The sequence below is a fragment of the Planococcus faecalis genome (assembly GCF_002009235.1).
Lineage (GTDB): Bacteria > Bacillota > Bacilli > Bacillales_A > Planococcaceae > Planococcus > Planococcus kocurii.
Window position 1 is genome coordinate 1,602,495 of sequence record NZ_CP019401.1, and the last position, 16,265, is coordinate 1,618,759.

At 42.1% G+C, this 16,265-nt stretch carries 14 protein-coding genes; 11 read left to right on the forward strand and 3 right to left on the reverse strand.

Going from position 1 to position 16,265, the window contains the following annotated elements; translation table 11 throughout:
- The first annotated feature begins 95 nt into the window (after positions 1–95).
- The 6 genes from AJGP001_RS08005 (at position 96) to AJGP001_RS08030 (ending at position 7,978) form a co-directional block, all read left to right on the forward strand.
- Entirely contained in the window at positions 96–1,418 is a 1,323-nt protein-coding gene (locus AJGP001_RS08005; RefSeq protein WP_078080361.1) for a dihydrolipoamide acetyltransferase family protein, read from the forward strand.
- Between the two features lie 97 nt (positions 1,419–1,515).
- Positions 1,516–3,210 carry a methylmalonyl-CoA mutase family protein gene (locus AJGP001_RS08010; protein WP_078080362.1) on the forward strand — a complete coding sequence of 565 codons (1,695 nt, stop codon included), beginning with the start codon at positions 1,516–1,518 and terminating at the stop codon, positions 3,208–3,210.
- Positions 3,210–5,357 (forward strand): methylmalonyl-CoA mutase, encoded by a 2,148-nt coding sequence (gene scpA, locus AJGP001_RS08015; RefSeq protein WP_078080363.1) that lies wholly within the window; start codon positions 3,210–3,212, stop codon positions 5,355–5,357. Before AJGP001_RS08010 ends, scpA begins: the two co-directional genes overlap by 1 nt.
- Positions 5,357–6,424, forward strand: a complete 1,068-nt coding sequence (gene meaB, locus AJGP001_RS08020) for a methylmalonyl Co-A mutase-associated GTPase MeaB (RefSeq protein ID WP_071154017.1) — start codon at positions 5,357–5,359, stop codon at positions 6,422–6,424. The genes scpA and meaB overlap by 1 nt, the downstream gene beginning before the upstream one ends.
- A gap of 66 nt (positions 6,425–6,490) precedes the next feature.
- A complete protein-coding gene (locus AJGP001_RS08025; RefSeq protein ID WP_058385483.1) occupies positions 6,491–6,931 on the forward strand; it encodes a BrxA/BrxB family bacilliredoxin in 441 nt (146 codons plus the stop codon).
- Between the two features lie 54 nt (positions 6,932–6,985).
- Entirely contained in the window at positions 6,986–7,978 is a 993-nt protein-coding gene (locus AJGP001_RS08030; RefSeq protein ID WP_058385482.1) for an aromatic acid exporter family protein, read from the forward strand.
- Positions 7,979–8,053: 75 nt separating this feature from the next.
- Here AJGP001_RS08030 and prli42 read toward each other — a convergent pair whose 3' ends face one another.
- Positions 8,054–8,149, reverse strand: a complete 96-nt coding sequence (gene prli42 / locus AJGP001_RS17365; protein WP_149456201.1) for a stressosome-associated protein Prli42 — start codon at positions 8,147–8,149, stop codon at positions 8,054–8,056.
- Positions 8,150–8,315: 166 nt separating this feature from the next.
- Between prli42 and mce the strand changes: the two genes are divergently transcribed.
- The 5 genes from mce to rnz all read left to right on the forward strand — a co-directional run bounded on the left by mce (position 8,316) and on the right by rnz (position 13,710).
- Positions 8,316–8,714, forward strand: a complete 399-nt coding sequence (gene mce, locus AJGP001_RS08035) for a methylmalonyl-CoA epimerase (protein ID WP_071154018.1) — start codon at positions 8,316–8,318, stop codon at positions 8,712–8,714.
- Between the two features lie 14 nt (positions 8,715–8,728).
- A complete protein-coding gene (locus tag AJGP001_RS08040) occupies positions 8,729–10,270 on the forward strand; it encodes an acyl-CoA carboxylase subunit beta (protein WP_058385480.1) in 1,542 nt (513 codons plus the stop codon).
- Positions 10,271–10,291: 21 nt separating this feature from the next.
- Complete coding sequence (locus AJGP001_RS08045) at positions 10,292–11,410, forward strand: M20/M25/M40 family metallo-hydrolase (RefSeq protein WP_058385479.1); 1,119 nt, start codon at positions 10,292–10,294, stop codon at positions 11,408–11,410.
- A gap of 91 nt (positions 11,411–11,501) precedes the next feature.
- Positions 11,502–12,743, forward strand: a complete 1,242-nt coding sequence (locus AJGP001_RS08050; RefSeq protein ID WP_071154019.1) for a DNA polymerase IV — start codon at positions 11,502–11,504, stop codon at positions 12,741–12,743.
- Between the two features lie 7 nt (positions 12,744–12,750).
- The gene (gene rnz / locus AJGP001_RS08055; RefSeq protein WP_078080364.1) at positions 12,751–13,710 is read left to right on the forward strand and encodes a ribonuclease Z; all 960 of its coding nucleotides are present in this window, start codon (positions 12,751–12,753) and stop codon (positions 13,708–13,710) included.
- A gap of 387 nt (positions 13,711–14,097) precedes the next feature.
- Here the strand turns inward: rnz and namA are convergent, their stop codons facing one another.
- Positions 14,098–15,114, reverse strand: coding sequence for an NADPH dehydrogenase NamA (gene namA / locus AJGP001_RS08060; RefSeq protein WP_078080365.1), 1,017 nt, complete (start codon positions 15,112–15,114; stop codon positions 14,098–14,100).
- Positions 15,115–15,161: 47 nt separating this feature from the next.
- On the reverse strand, positions 15,162–15,965 hold the full coding sequence (gene proC, locus AJGP001_RS08065) for a pyrroline-5-carboxylate reductase (protein ID WP_078080366.1): 804 nt from the start codon (positions 15,963–15,965) through the stop codon (positions 15,162–15,164).
- Between the last annotated feature and the right edge of the window lie 300 nt (positions 15,966–16,265).

Genomic DNA, 16,265 nt, shown 5'->3' on the forward strand with positions numbered 1-16,265 from the left:
CAAAAGAAAAGTTGAACCGGCCGCAAAGTCAGAGTGGCTTATTACTTAAAGAGTAAGAAACATAAAACCGAACAACAAGTAAAGGAGGAATTCTCTTGGCTATTGAAAACATCAAAATGCCCCAGCTGGGTGAAAGTGTCACAGAAGGCACCATTGAAAAATGGCTTGTCCAGCCAGGTGATCATGTAAATAAATATGATCCACTCGCTGAAGTTAATACAGATAAAGTGACAGCGGAAGTTCCATCATCGTTCACAGGAGTTGTTAAAGAATTAATTGCTTCAGAAGGTGAAACTCTAGCAGTCGGTGAAATTGTCTGCACGATTGAAACTGAAGGCGGCAACTCTGCACCTGTAAAAGAAGAAAAAAACGCACCTGACGAACAATCAGCAGCACCGTCAGCAGGCAAAAAAGAAGAAACAAAAACGGCAGCTCAACCTGCGAAACCAGCTGGCTCAAAAGGCCGTTATTCACCAGCTGTCTTGCGCTTGGCTCAAGACAACGATATCGACTTAACGCAAGTGGACGGTTCAGGAAACGAAGGCCGTATTACGCGTAAAGATTTAATGAAGTTGATTGACAGTGGAACTATTCCAAAAGCTGGAGATGTGCCTGCAGCACAGACACCAACGCAACAAGAACAACCGGCAGCTCAGCAAGCAATAGCAACTCCAGAAGCACCAAAAGCCGCACCTGCTCCAATCGAAAGTGCTCCGGGAGATATTGAAATTCCAGTCACGGGTGTTCGTAGAGCGATTGCAGCAAATATGCTGAAGAGTAAACACGAAGCACCGCACGCATGGATGATGATTGAAGTGGATGTTACGAACCTTGTTCAATACCGTGATTCGATCAAAGGCGAATTTAAGAAAAAAGAAGGCTTTAATATTACGTATTTTGCTTTCTTCGTAAAAGCTGTATCACAAGCTTTGAAAGAATTCCCAATGATGAACTCGATGTGGGCTGGAGATAAAATTATCCAGAAAAAAGATATCAATATTTCAATTGCAGTTGCTTCTGACAGTGCTTTGTTTGTTCCGGTTATCAGAAATTCTGATGAAAAATCGGTTAAAGGCATTGGCAAAGAAGTAAACGAATTGGCATTAAAAGCACGTTCAGGCAAAATAAAATCAGTTGATATGCAAGGTGGAACATTCACTGTAAACAATACAGGATCATTTGGTTCTGTTCAGTCAATGGGCATCATCAACCATCCGCAAGCAGCAATTATGCAAGTTGAGTCAATTGTTAAACGTCCGGTTATTATGGATAACGGAATGATTGCAGCGCGTGACATGGTGAACCTTTGTCTATCACTCGATCACCGTGTACTTGATGGTCTTGTTTGCGGTCAATTCTTGGCTCGCGTGAAAGAAATATTAGAGAATATGTCAAAAGAAAATACATCTGTTTACTAAGAAAAGCTGGAGTCTTCGGACTTCAAGCTTTTTTTGCTTTAATGTCGGCGTCGAGTCGGTTAAAATGGAGACAGATAGCCTTTGAGGAGGGAATAGTTTGACAATCGAATCGATGAAGAACATACAATTTCCAAAGCGTACATATAGTGAATGGCAGCATGCAGCTGTAAAAGCGATTAAAGGCAAACCTTTCGAGAAAACGTTGAAAACTTCAACAATCGAAGATATTACACTTGAACCGCTATACACCAAAAACATGCTCGATCAATTAGGGAGTTATGTACCGGCACAAGTTGGGGCTATCCAACATGGCAAATATCAGCCGAGTTGGTTGGTGGCACAAGAAGTGATGGCCGAGTCGGCAGAACAATATTTAACTTTGGTGAAAGACGATATACTTCGCGGAAATGAAACCGTTGTCTATACAGGATTCGGCAAATTTGATTGGACAGATGAGCAATTGAGTGAGTTGGCAGAATTGATCATCGAGAAACCGTTGTACTTTAAATTGACAAGTGACGATCAAGACATTTTGCGTGTTTTTGATTTTGTGGCACCGGAACAGCTAGCACACGTACAAGGTGTTGTTTTTTCTGAAGAAGCTGTGAAAGCCCCAGAAAACGTTCGGACTCAATTGGTAGATACCATTCCAATTCATCATGCTGGAGGAACAGCCGTACACGAACTAGGCGTTGCACTGAGTATTCTGTCAGAACGAATGGCAGAGAGTGATTTTTCGGAAACTGCTAAAAATACGTGGATTCGCTTTGCTGTAGATACACAATTCTTCCAAGAAATCGCAAAGTTGCGTGCATTCCGTGTATTATGGCAAGCTTTCAGTTCTGCTTTTGGAGAAGAAGCGCCGATGATTCCATTATTTACAGAAACGTCTGTCCGTTCTTACTCAAAGCTAGATCCTTATGTGAATTTATTGCGTGCAGGAAATTCCACATTTGCGGCTGTTCTTGGTGGAACAGATGCGCATACGGTCCATCCGCATGATTTTTTGACCAAACCGGATTTATCAAGTAGACGTATCGCGCGCAACGTCCAATTGGTCATAAAAGAAGAGGCTCATGTGTCTCATGTGGTGGATCCTTCAGCCGGCTCGTATTTTGTTGAAACTTTAACGAAAGAGTACGTAGAAGCTGGATGGAATTATTTCCTGGAAATCGAACAAGCAGGTGGCTATTCCGAAGTTATTAAATCAGGCTGGTTGACAGACGATATTCAAGCAAAATGGGTTGATCGAGAAAACAATACCGCAACGCGTCAACAGTCGCTGATTGGCACGAATATTTATGCCAATCCACAAGAACCCGTGAGAGACTCGAAAATAGGTGACAGTCACTTGGAATACATGACAGCTAAACGTTTGGCAACACCATTTGAAAATCTTCGTGCACAAAGTAAAGTAGTGAACTTGAAATCTGCAATCATTCTTCTCGAGCCAGTAAAGAACATAAAAGCACAAGTTGACTTTGTTTCAGGCTTTTTAGCAGTAGGGGGAATAGAGCCTCTAGTAAGTTCACATTTAGCGACGGCTAAAGAAATTAATCAATTTTTAGCAAATGAAGCGATTGATTATGGTGTGTTGTGTGGATCAAAAGAGGCAGTTGAGGCAGTTGTAACTGGATTGGATACAAAGGCGAGTATTGATCTCGCAGGTAGGTATCCAAAAGAACAGCTATCAGAGTGGGCACAATTTGGTATTAATGAAACGCTCTATTCGGGTAAGCATATGACTACAAAACTCGACAAAATTCTCGCTTTAGGAAAGGAGGCGTTCTAATGGCTAAACCCGATTTTTCAAAAGTAACGCTTGATCAATTAGCTACCGCGACTCAAACGGTCGAACAACAAAGCGTCTTTACAACAAATGAAGGAATTGCTATTAAGCCAGTTTATACGGCAAAAGATATCGATTTTCTAGAAGAAAGCATGCCAGGATTTGCTCCAAATGTTCGCGGTCCGTATCCAACGATGTACGTTTCGCGTCCTTGGACTGTGCGCCAGTACGCTGGATTTTCAACTGCAGAGGAAAGTAATGCCTTTTATCGTCGCAATTTAGCGATGGGGCAAAAAGGCTTATCCGTTGCTTTTGATTTGGCGACACACCGTGGCTATGACTCAGACCACGAGCGCGTTGTTGGAGACGTTGGTAAAGCAGGCGTTGCCATTGACAGCGTTGAAGACATGAAAATTTTGTTTGATGGCATTCCATTGGATCAGATGTCAGTATCTATGACGATGAATGGTGCAGTTGTGCCGATTATGGCGTTTTTTATTGTCGCAGCTGAAGAACAAGGTGTATCTCCTGACCAACTAGCGGGGACAATTCAAAATGATATTTTAAAGGAATATATGGTACGTAATACGTATATATATCCGCCAGCCATGTCGATGCAAATTATCGCAGATATTTTTAAATATACTTCAGATCATATGCCAAAATTTAATTCAATTTCGATTTCTGGTTATCATATTCAAGAAGCAGGCGCAACGGCAGATCTTGAACTAGCTTATACACTAGCAGACGGGCTTGAATACGTTCGGACAGGACTTGCGGCAGGCATAGATATCGATCATTTCGCACCGCGGTTGTCATTTTTCTGGGGCATTGGCATGAATTATTTCATGGAAATTGCAAAAATGCGTGCAGGACGAGAAATCTGGGCAAAAATGATGAAAACTTTCGATCCGAAAAATGACAAGGCATTGGCTTTGCGGACACATTCGCAAACATCAGGATGGAGTTTGACTGAGCAAGATCCGTTTAATAACGTCACACGCACATTGATCGAAGCCAATGCAGCGGCAATGGGTCATACGCAATCGCTTCATACGAATGCACTCGATGAAGCCATTGCCTTACCGACAGATTTTTCTGCAAGAATTGCCCGCAATACACAATTATTCCTTCAAGAAGAAACGATGATGACCAATGTTATCGATCCATGGGGCGGTTCTTACTACGTTGAAACCTTAACGAATGAATTAATGGAAAAAGCGTGGGAATTGATAGAAGAAGTTGAAGAACTAGGTGGAATGGCGAAAGCTATCGAAACGGGTTTACCTAAAATGCGTATTGAGGAAGCCGCAGCGAAAAAGCAGGCGCAAATCGATTCCAATGAAGAAGTCATTATTGGTGTCAACAAGTACCGTCTCGATCAAGAAGATCCGATCGATATTTTGAATATCGATAATACAATGGTTCGTAAAACGCAGATTGAACGATTAGATCGGATGAAAGCTGAGCGCGATAGTGACAAAGTTGCAACAGCTCTAGAAACATTGACCAAAGCAGCACAAAGCGGGAAAGACAATATTTTAGCTTGTGCCATTGAAGCGGCACGTCACCGCGCATCTCTTGGTGAAATCTCCGACGCCATTGAAAAAGCATCCGGAAGGCATAAGGCGGTGATTCGTTCAGTGAGTGGGGTTTATAGTTCAAATTTTTCAAATCAGCAAGAAATGGAAATCGTCAAAAAAATGACAGAAGACTTTATTGAGAATGAAGGGCGTCGTCCACGTATTTTAATTGCTAAAATGGGCCAAGACGGCCATGATCGCGGAGCAAAAGTTATTGCCACGGCATTTGCTGATTTGGGCTTTGACGTTGACATTGGCCCATTATTCCAAACACCAGCCGAAACAGCGCAACAAGCAGTGGAAAATGATGTTCACGTTATTGGTGTGAGTTCACTAGCAGCTGGACATATGACATTGGTTCCAGATTTAAAAGCAGAGCTTACGAAAATTGGACGAGAAGATATTTTGATTGTTGTTGGGGGAGTTATTCCCGCGCAAGATTATGAGTTTTTGCGCAACAATGGAGCTAGTGCTATTTTTGGTCCTGGAACAGTCATCCCAGTAGCGGCACAAAAAGTTATCGAAGAAATTTACGTGCGTTTAGGTTATGAGGAAGTGGCAGACTGATGAGCCATGAAAAAAATTTCAGACGTGTCATGGAAGGTGTTCATGAAGCGCATGACGGCATGAAACCTTTGCCACGGAAAAAGTTCAAGAAACCGGATACTGGAAATTTGGATATTGAAACCATTGCACGAGGCGTACAGAGCGGATCGCGGCTGTATCTTGGAAAAGCAATTACCTTACTTGAAAGCTCAAATCCAGAACATAAACAAAACGGTCAGGAATTGCTCAACCAATTGCTGCCGTTTACAGGCGACAGTCTGCGTATTGGCATTACCGGCGTACCCGGAGCTGGGAAAAGTACCTTTATTGAAACCTTTGGTGAAATGCTAACAAGTCTTGGCCACCGTGTTGCGGTACTGGCGATTGATCCAAGTTCATCGCTTACTGGTGGCAGTATTCTCGGAGACAAAACCCGTATGGAGGAGCTAGCGCGAAATCCGAATGCCTTTATCCGGCCGTCACCTACAGCCGGCACGCTTGGTGGTGTTCATAAAAAGACGCGCGAAACGATGTTACTCTGTGAAGCGGCAGGATACGATATAATTTTAGTGGAAACAGTCGGAGTTGGTCAAAGTGAAACTTTAGTTCGTGGTATGGTCGACATGTTCTTGTTATTAGTGTTGACAGGTGCTGGGGATGAATTACAGGGGATGAAAAAAGGGATATTGGAATTGGCAGATGCGATTGTCGTCCATAAAGCGGACGGAGATAATGTCCGACTGGCAAAACGAACAGTGGCAGAGTACAAGCAAATGCTGCATTTTCTGCAGCCGGCAACTGAAAGTTGGACAACTAGACCGATTGCTGCTTCTTCTGTAGAAAGTACGGGTATTCCAGGCGTTTGGGAAATGATTCAGGAATTTGAAATAGCAGTAAAAAATAGCGGGTTTTGGAAGCGGCGTCGTCAAGAACAAACAAAAGATTGGTTCCGTTCGATGATTACAGACGAGTTACATAGTCGCTTTTTTGACGATGTGAATCGCCGTCAATTGGTGACCGTGTTAGAAAAGCAAGTATTGAGCGATGAATTGACTGTAGCGCAGGCAATCGTCCGGCTTTTTGAGTAAGCTTTTTTTGCAAGTCGACAGAACAACTGCTATGATAAAAGAAGCAATAATAAGGAGTGGTATTTGATGAGCATGGATTTTAACTTCCTAATGAACGATATAGCAACACAAGCTCGCCAAGAATTGATTGATGGTGGATATACACAGCTCGAAACAGCTGAAGCTGTAAATGAAGCATTTTCACAAAAAGGAACTAGTCTTGTCATGATTAACTCGGTATGTGGATGTGCAGGCGGCATTGCTCGTCCAGCAGCGTTGCATTCGATTCACTACGATAAGCGTCCAGATAGTTTGTTTACCGTTTTTGCTGGGCAAGATAAAGAAGCAACTGCTCAAGCACGCGCAATTTTCGGTGACGATCACTTACCGTCTTCGCCATCATTCGTTTTTATGAAAGACGGAAAAATGGTTGACGAGATCGGCCGTCATGAAATTGAAGGACATGATCCTATGTCTGTTATTACGCATATCCAAGCGATATTTGAACAGCATTGCGAAGAAGTTTAAAAAAGGTGCCTCTTTATGGAGGCATCTTTTTCATGTCTAAATTTGGAGGGGACAATGAAGCTAAATTTTAAGCCTTATTCAATTGGTTATCGTACGTTGAAAACCGCGCTAGGTGTAGCCGTTGCTATTTCGTTAGCTCAATTGCTCCAGCTTGATTATTATGTATCGGCTGGAATTTTAACGATTCTTTGTATACAACCGACGAAGAGAAAGTCGATTCGTGCAGCGTTTTCTCGGTTTATCGCCAGTTTGATTGGTATCCTTTATGCGTTCATCTTTTTTGAAGGGATTTCTTACCATCCTGTTATGATTGGTGTTCTCATTGTCCTCTTTATTCCTTTGTTGGTAACCTTACGTTTTCAAGATGGTTTTGTGTCAAGTGCCGTAATTTTGCTGCATATATACGATGCCAAAAATCTAGATATGGATTTGCTGACAAATGAATTGATTCTGATGCTTGTGGGTTTTGGTACAGCGTTGGTCGTCAATATGTACATGCCGAGCATTGAAAAAAAGCTGAAAAGCTATCGTTACGAAATTGAAAATCTATACGCCTCTATTTTTCGTGAAATTGTTATTTATTTGAGGGAAAGAGAATCTGTATGGAGCGGCAAAGAATTGATGGATGCCCGAAAGTTACTGGAAAAAGCAAAAGCGTTGGCGTATCAAGACGTTGAAAATCACATTAGACGCCATGAAAACAAATACTATCATTACTTTGAAATGCGTGAACAGCAACTTGAAATTATTGAGCGAATTTTACCGAAAATTACAGCGTTGCCAGTAATCGTGGATCAAACAGATTTGGTCGCTGACTTTCTGCAAGATTTGTCAGAGCACGTTCACTCAGGCAATACAGCGTATCGCTATATATCTAAATTAAATAAAGTCAAAGAAAACTTTGCTGCACTGCCACTACCTGACAGTCACGAAAAATTCCTCGCCATGGCGGAACTTTACCAAGTGATTCATGAAATGGAAACGTATTTGGAAATCAAGCAATCCTATAAAGGCTTTCAAACAAGAAAAACAGAAGCAGCCGGCTAACTCTATTCGTTTCCCAAAAATGAAAATCAAAAAGACAGCAAGAGCGATTTAGCTCTTGCTGTCTTTTAAAATCCATTAAAGAATAAAGCTCAAACCAAACATAAAGCTTGATAGTAGCATGATGCCAATCATCGCATAAACGATAAACTTGCGAAAAGCTGCATTTCTCATTAGTGGTAAACTCCTTTATCAATCAAATCCTTGAGGAAATCATATCATATATTGAGTAGAAGTTGAAGAGACACGCTACGGTTTTCCAAATATTCGCTAACAACTAGAGTTTTTAACAGCGAATCTGTACAATAAGAGAGAAGATAAAAAAGGAAGTGAAACTAGGATGAAAAAAGTAGATCATATCGGAATCGCAGTGCGGGATTTGAATGCTGTCCTTCCTTATTACACGGATACACTCGGACTGTCACTGATGAAAATCGAAGAAGTAGAGTCTCAGAAAGTACGCGTCGCATTTATCGATGCGGGAAATGTCAAACTAGAATTACTGGAACCGATGGATGAACAAAGTGCCATTTTCAAATTTTTAGAGAAAAAGGGTGAAGGCATTCACCATATTGCATTTGGTGTCGTCAATATTGAACAGCGAATGGAAGAACTGCGTGACAAAGGTGTCCAACTACTAAACGAACAGCCAAAGCCGGGTGCAGGTGGAGCAATGATAGCCTTTTTGCATCCGAAATCATCAAATGGGGTATTGTACGAACTTTGCGAAAAAGAGTGATTGGGAGTGGGGAAATGGATATTTACGAGAGAATCAATGAATTGTACGACCGTAAACGCGAGATCGAACTTGGTGGTGGCGAAGAGCGCATCAAAAAGCAGCACGATAAAGGCAAGCTGACAGCGCGTGAACGAATTGATTTATTAGTCGATGAGGGAACATTTGTTGAACTGAGCCCGTTTGTTGAACATCGCACAACCGATTTCGGTATGGCAGAAGGTCCTGGTGAAGGGGTAGTCACGGGGTACGGTAAAGTAAATGGCAGAGCGATTTACTTGTTTTCGCAGGACTTTACTGTTTTTGGTGGAGCTTTAGGGGAAATGCATGCGAAAAAAATTGCCAATGTCATGGATTTAGCTGCGCGAAACGGCGCACCTTTTATCGGGTTAAACGATTCCGGTGGTGCACGTATTCAAGAAGGTGTCTTGTCCCTAGATGGCTATGGCCAAATTTTTTATCGCAACTCGATTTATTCTGGAGTTATTCCGCAAATCTCTGTTATTATGGGACCTTCTGCAGGTGGCGCAGTTTATTCGCCAGCGATTACGGACTTTGTGTTTATGGTCGATAAAACGAGCCAAATGTTTATTACTGGACCGAAAGTCATTGAAACCGTTACTGGTGAGAAAATTTCCTCTGAAGACCTTGGAGGATCGAAAGTACATACAGCAATTAGCGGCAATGCGCACTTCCGTGGGGATTCAGAACAAAAAGTGCTGGAAATGGTACGTCAATTGATTAGCTATTTGCCGCAGAATAATACGGAAATGCCTCCACGTCTGGATGGTGGAGAAGAAGATGATTACCGTCCAGATTTAGCTGACGTCGTCCCTTTTGAAGCGATTCGGCCATATGACGTGCGTAAGGTAGTTGAGCAAGTTGTCGATAAAGACAGTTTCATGGAAGTGCAACCAGAATTTGCGCGTAACATTGTTATTGGCCTGGCACGCATCAAAGGGGAAACGGTTGGGTTAATCTGTAACCAACCGAAAGTCATGGCAGGCGGGCTTGATATCGATTCTTCTGATAAAGCAGCCCGTTTTATTCGCTTCTGTGATTCGTTTAATATTCCGCTGATTACATTTGAAGATGTTACAGGATTTTTCCCAGGTATTAAGCAAGAACACGGCGGTATTATCCGTCACGGAGCGAAAATTTTATATGCTTATTCAGAAGCAACTGTGCCTAAAATGACTGTGATCCTAAGAAAAGCATACGGCGGTGCTTACGTTGCACTTAACTCTAAATCTATCGGTGCAGATTTGGTTTATTCATGGCCAAATGCAGAAATTGCGGTTATGGGTCCAAATGGCGCAGCGAATATCATTTTTGCACGCGAAATCGCGGCAAGCGACAACCCAGAAGAAACGCGTGCAGCAAAAATTGAGGAATACCGTGTTAAGTTCGCGAATCCTTATGTTGCGGCTGCTCGTGGCATGGTCGATGATGTTATTGACCCACGCGAAACGCGCATCAAATTGATTCAAGCATTAGAAATGATGCGCAATAAAAAAGATACGCGTCCTGCAAAAAAACACGGCAATATGCCGCTGTAAGATATAGAAGGAGTGTTTTAGATGAATAGCGAAAGATTAATGGATGAATTTTTGGAATTGCTTCAAATTGATTCTGAAACAAAACACGAAGGCGTCATTTCTCTAATTTTAAAAACTAAGCTTGAAGCGATGGGTTTTCATGTTGTAATAGACAATACAGCTGAAGTTACAGGTCATGGTGCAGGTAATATTATTGCTACACTGCGGGGAACATTAAGTCATGTTGCGCCTATATATTTCACAGTTCACATGGACACCGTTACACCGGGAGTAGGTGTTAAACCTGAAATTCGTGACGGCTACGTTTATTCAGACGGCACGACGATTTTAGGTGCAGATGACAAAGCAGGTATTGCTGCTTTGTTTGAAATGATCCGGGTGCTTCAGGAACAGCAAATTGAGCATGGCGATATTCAATTGGTTATTACAGCTGGAGAAGAAAGTGGCTTGGTCGGTGCGAAAGAAATGGATCCTTCGCTATTAATTGCAAAATACGGCTATGCCGTAGACAGCGACGGTAAAGTTGGGGGTATTGTTACAGCTGCACCAAACCAAGCGAAATTGTGGACGACCATTTATGGGAAAACAGCACATGCTGGAATTGCACCAGAAAAAGGAATTTCAGCTATTAGTATTGCTGCAAAAGCGATTGCTAAAATGACCTTAGGCCGTATAGATGAAGAAACAACAGCAAATATCGGACATTTTGAAGGTGGCGGTGCTACTAATATTGTTTGTGATGAAGTCCATATTTTGTCAGAAGCACGTTCAATTAGCGAAGACAAACTAGCTGCACAAACTATCCACATGGAAACTGTTTTTGAACAAGTAGCAGAAAACCTAGGTGGACGTGCAAAAACAGAAGTTAAACTAATGTATCCAGGATTCTACTTTGATGACATGGATCCAGTTGTTGAAATTGCTCAAAAAGCAGCAGCTAAAATCGGTCGTCCGTCGCCAATCCTAACAAGTGGAGGCGGTAGTGATGCTAATATTTTCAACGGTTTTGGTGTCCCTACTGTTAACTTATGTGTAGGCTATGAAGAAATCCATACAAAAAATGAACGGATGCCAATCGAAGAACTTGAAAAATTGACGGAATTACTCGTTGAAATTGTTAAAGAATCAACTACCAACTAACTAATAGAAGCTTCACAGAAAAGAGAGAACAGGATGTATGTTCTCTCTTTTTTTGATACACTGAAAAGAAAAGAAAAGTGGAGAGCGCTTTATGGCTAGCCGAGTTATTTTTCATATTGATATGAATAGTTTTTATGCTTCCGTTGAACAATCACACAATCCGGAACTAAAAGGCAAAGCGATTGCTATTGCTGGAAATCCCAAAGAACGTAAAGGCATTATCGTTACGTGTTCCTACGAAGCGAGAGCCTATGGCATTTACACGACGATGCAAGTACATGAAGCCAAACGTAAGTTTCCTGGACTTTTAGTATTGCCACCGAATTTTGAACGTTACCGGACAGCCTCTAAAGCAATGTTCGAGATTTTGCGTTCCTATACGGAGATGGTCGAACCCGTATCGATTGACGAGGGCTATGTGGACGTCACGGAATTGACACAACAACAGCATGCACTTGAAATTGCTAAAAACATTCAACAACGTTTGCTTGCCGAATTAGACTTGCCTTGCTCTATTGGCATTGCTCCTAATAAATTTTTAGCCAAAACGGCTTCCGATATGAAAAAACCGATGGGCATTACGATATTGCGAAAACGCGATATTCAAACTTTACTATGGCCAAATCCCGTCATTGATATGCATGGTATTGGTGACAGTACAGCAACGAGGCTAAAAAATTTGAAAATCGAAACGATCGGTGAGTTGGCTCTAGCAAATGAAGGGTTGATTAAAGAAAAGATGGGTAAAAATGGAGTTCGCCTGCAGGCACGTGCCAATGGTATCGATGACCGTCAAGTTGATCCCGATTCGATTTATGATACAAAAAGTGTGGGTACGTCAACTACCCTACCGGTAGATGAAACAGATGAACAAAATTTAAAAGCCTTATTTCGTCAGCTCAGTGAAAAAGTGGCTAACCGTCTAGAAGCTAAAGAATTAGCGGGTCCCACCGTCAGCATTCAAACCCGCAGCTCTGATTGGAAAAACAGAACGCGCAGCGTTACGCTAAACAACACGGTTTGGAAAGCCGATGATATTCACCGCAATGCATGGCAATTGTTTACGAAGCATTGGAACGGTGAGCCTTTGCGGCTGATTGGCGTGACGGTGTCGAATGTGGCTGCTAAAGTCGATATGACAGAACAATTGTCGATTTTCAATTTCCAAGAACATGCTAAAGAAGAACCCATCCTCGATTTGATGGCTAAACTGGAAAGTCGTTTTGGGAAAAGTGTCTTAACACGAGGAACAAAAATAAAAAAAGCAAACTACGATTCCCAAACAAGCTTTAGTAAAGATTTTCTTGACGATCATGAACATGACAGAAAGTAGGAGACATATGCAATTATTATTTCTTGGTACCGGTGCTGGAATGCCTTCTAAACAACGTAATACTTCTGCATTAGTACTAAAATTGCTGGAAGAAAGGGGAACTGTTTGGTTATTTGACTGCGGAGAAGCGACGCAGCACCAAATTCTCCATACAACCATTAAGCCGCGCAAAATCGAAAAAATCTTTATTACTCATATGCATGGAGATCATATTTTCGGCTTGCCTGGCCTTCTTGGGTCTCGGTCATTCCAAGGAGGGGATGAAGCACTTGAAATTTATGGTCCCTCGGGAATTAAAGAATACATCGAAATGACGTTAAAATTGAGTCGTACGCATTTAACTTACTCGGTTGTTTATCATGAATTAGTAGAAGGTTTGTTATTTGAGGATGAGCTAATGACAGTAGAAACCCGGTTGCTAGATCATGTTATTCCGTCCTATGGTTTTAGAATTACCCAAAAACCATTGCCGCCGAAGTTACTTATTAACAAAGCACTAGCTCTTGGTGTTCCAAAAGGTCCGTTACTAGCGAAGTTAAAAAATGGGGAAGATGTGGAAACCCTTACTGGTCAATTAGTCCGTAGTGAAGATGTAACTGAGCCAGAAGAGCGAGGATTTGTTGTTGCAATTCTGGGAGATACGCGGTTTTGTCACGCTGCTGTCGAGTTGAGTCAAGGGGCTGATGTTTTAGTGCATGAGGCAACCTTCGATGGAACTGCTAAAAAGATGGCTGGCGAATATGGCCATTCAACCGTATATGATGCTGCTAAAACAGCTCGTTTAGCTGGTGCTACTACATTAATCATGAATCATATTAGTGCACGTTTTTTACCAGAAGACGACAAATTTTTGTTGAAACAAATGAGGGAAATACAGCCACATGGATTTATCGCTCACGATTTTTTAGAGTTGGAATGGCTACAGCACGCTAAAAAAATTAGGAAAAAACAGCCAAGTCATTCCTAGGGAATGGCTTTTTTTGGTTAATGATAAAATTATTTTTGGAAATAATAGAACATACGTTCTTTTTGTGTTAAAATAAAGTTACAGTTGTATGAGGGCGGTTTGGCCATTCCCGTTGAAAGGGGGTGGTATCATGACCATCACAGAATCATTCGGTCTCGTTTTTGCGAGTATCGGATTAACGATCAGCGCGTTAACACTTGTCGTTTCCATGATTTTGGTCATTAACAAAAAAAAATAACCGTCCCATGTGGCGTGGAATGACGGTTATTTTTAAGCCTATATTCCAGCCAACCGCTCTCGTGGCGGCATACAGCTGGCCGAATGCGAAAGCATTCGGTTTTTTACGTTATCTTAAGTATACTAAATCTGAAGTATTTTGCAACCGCCTTATACCCAACCACGTTCATACGGCACTGGAGCGGTGATTTCCGCTTTAAGTTCTTTAGCAGCAGTATATGCCCAATAAGGGTCGCGAAGCAGCTCACGTGCCAGGAAGACCATATCTGCACGCTCATTTTGGAGAATCTCTTCTGCTTGCAACGGACTAGTGATCAAGCCAACTGCACCAGTCGCAATTGGTGTGAGCTTTTTGATGGTTTCTGCAAATGGTACTTGGTAGCCAGGGAATACCGATATGCGGGCTGGTACCACAGCACCAGAACTAACATCGATTAAATCGACGCCTTGCTGTTTCATCCATTGCGACATTTCTACATATTGCTCTGGTGTCATGCCCCCATCACTGTAATCGTGCGCAGAAATTCGAACGAATAGCGGGCCATTCCATATTTCATTGACAACATCTATGACTTGTTTCAAAAGACGATAACGGTTTTCAGCGTTACCGCCGTATAAGTCGCTCCGTTTATTGATTAAAGGAGACAAGAATTGGTTGATTAAGTATCCATGTGCTGCATGAATTTCGATGACATCGAATCCGGCTTTTTTCGCGCGGATCGCTCCGTTTTTAAACGCTTCAATTGTTTCTTCAATGTCTCTTAAAGACATTTCTTTGGGTGTTTGATAGCTGTCATCAAAAGCAATAGCACTTGCAGAATAGATAATGCCGTCAACTGTTGCTTTTCTACCAGCGTGTGCCAATTGAATGCCAGTTTTGGCACCGTTTTGTTTCATCAACCGGACAACTTCTGCTTGTCCATCAATCTGGTAATCATTCCAAATGCCAAGATCTCTTGATGAAATGCGACCTTGTGGTTGAACTGCTGTTGCTTCTGTAATAATGAGACCGACGCCTCCGACTGCACGACTTGGATAATGAACGCGGTGCCAGTCTGTTATTTTGCCATCTTCTTGATCGCTTTGGTACATACACATCGGTGCCATAACGATACGATTTTTAAAAACAGTTTCTTTGATTGTAAATGATTCAAATAGCTTTGCCATGGAATGCCCTCCTCATATAGATACAACTACAAATTATACAGCAGCATTTATTTAAATTCTTTTCCAAGCGCTTGAGATCGTTGGGAGGCTTTCGTGACACATTGTCCGACAATGTCTTTAAAGTTATTTTCTGCCAGTGAGTTCAGACCTGCTGCAGTTGTGCCGTTTGGACTGGTTACTTTTATTCGCAACTCAGCAAAATCTTCTTGTTGCAGCATTTCAGCAGCACCTGCAAAAGTTTGGCGTACTAGTTTTTTTGCATCGGCAGGGGACAATCCATTTTCAATAGCCGCTTCAGTCATTGCTTCAGCAAAATAATAAATATAAGCTGGTCCACTTCCTGCAACTCCAGTAACGGCATGCAATTGTTCTTCTTCAACGACTGTGACACCGCCAATCGACGACAGTAGATCTCGTAATTCATGTTGCTGTTCCAGCGAAACGTGTTTGCTCCATGCGACGCCGGTCGCCGATTTCCCGATTTTCGCAGAAGTATTTGGCATTGCACGTGCGACTGGAAAATCTCCGACATGTTTTTGAATCGTTGCGATTGAAACGCCTGCTGCGACAGACAAGATAACCGTGTTCCCCGTCAATTTTTCTTTAATTCCACTGAGTGCTGCTTCTACATCTTTTGGTTTCATCGCAAGTAAGACGAAATTGGCATCTTTTAATTCTGTTTGTTCCTCGCAAACGATATTTACACCATATTCGTCACTTAGAAATTCAAGTCGGTCCTGATCTGATCGGTTCATCACCGAAATTTCTTCTGGTTTCATAATTCGCTTATTGATCCAGCCATGAATCATGGATTCAGCCATGGATCCGGCTCCAACACAGACAATTTTCATTGGTATCACTCTCTTTCCTCATAATAAAAAGCGCATTCGTCCCTGTTTATACAAGGACGAAAACGCTTTGTTTCCGCGGTACCACCTAAGTTTGCCATGAAGACACCACTCAATATCCATAACGCGGACAGACGGCCGTGTTTTCACGGCAGCTCAAAAGCAGGTTCTACAAAGGAGAGGGGGCGTGCATTTCAGCTAAAGCAACACTCTCTTGACACCTTCACTTTGTGTACTAATCTTTATCTTCGCTCACATATGTTAATAAATTATAGAGGATAGCTTGACTCTTTGTCAAATAGC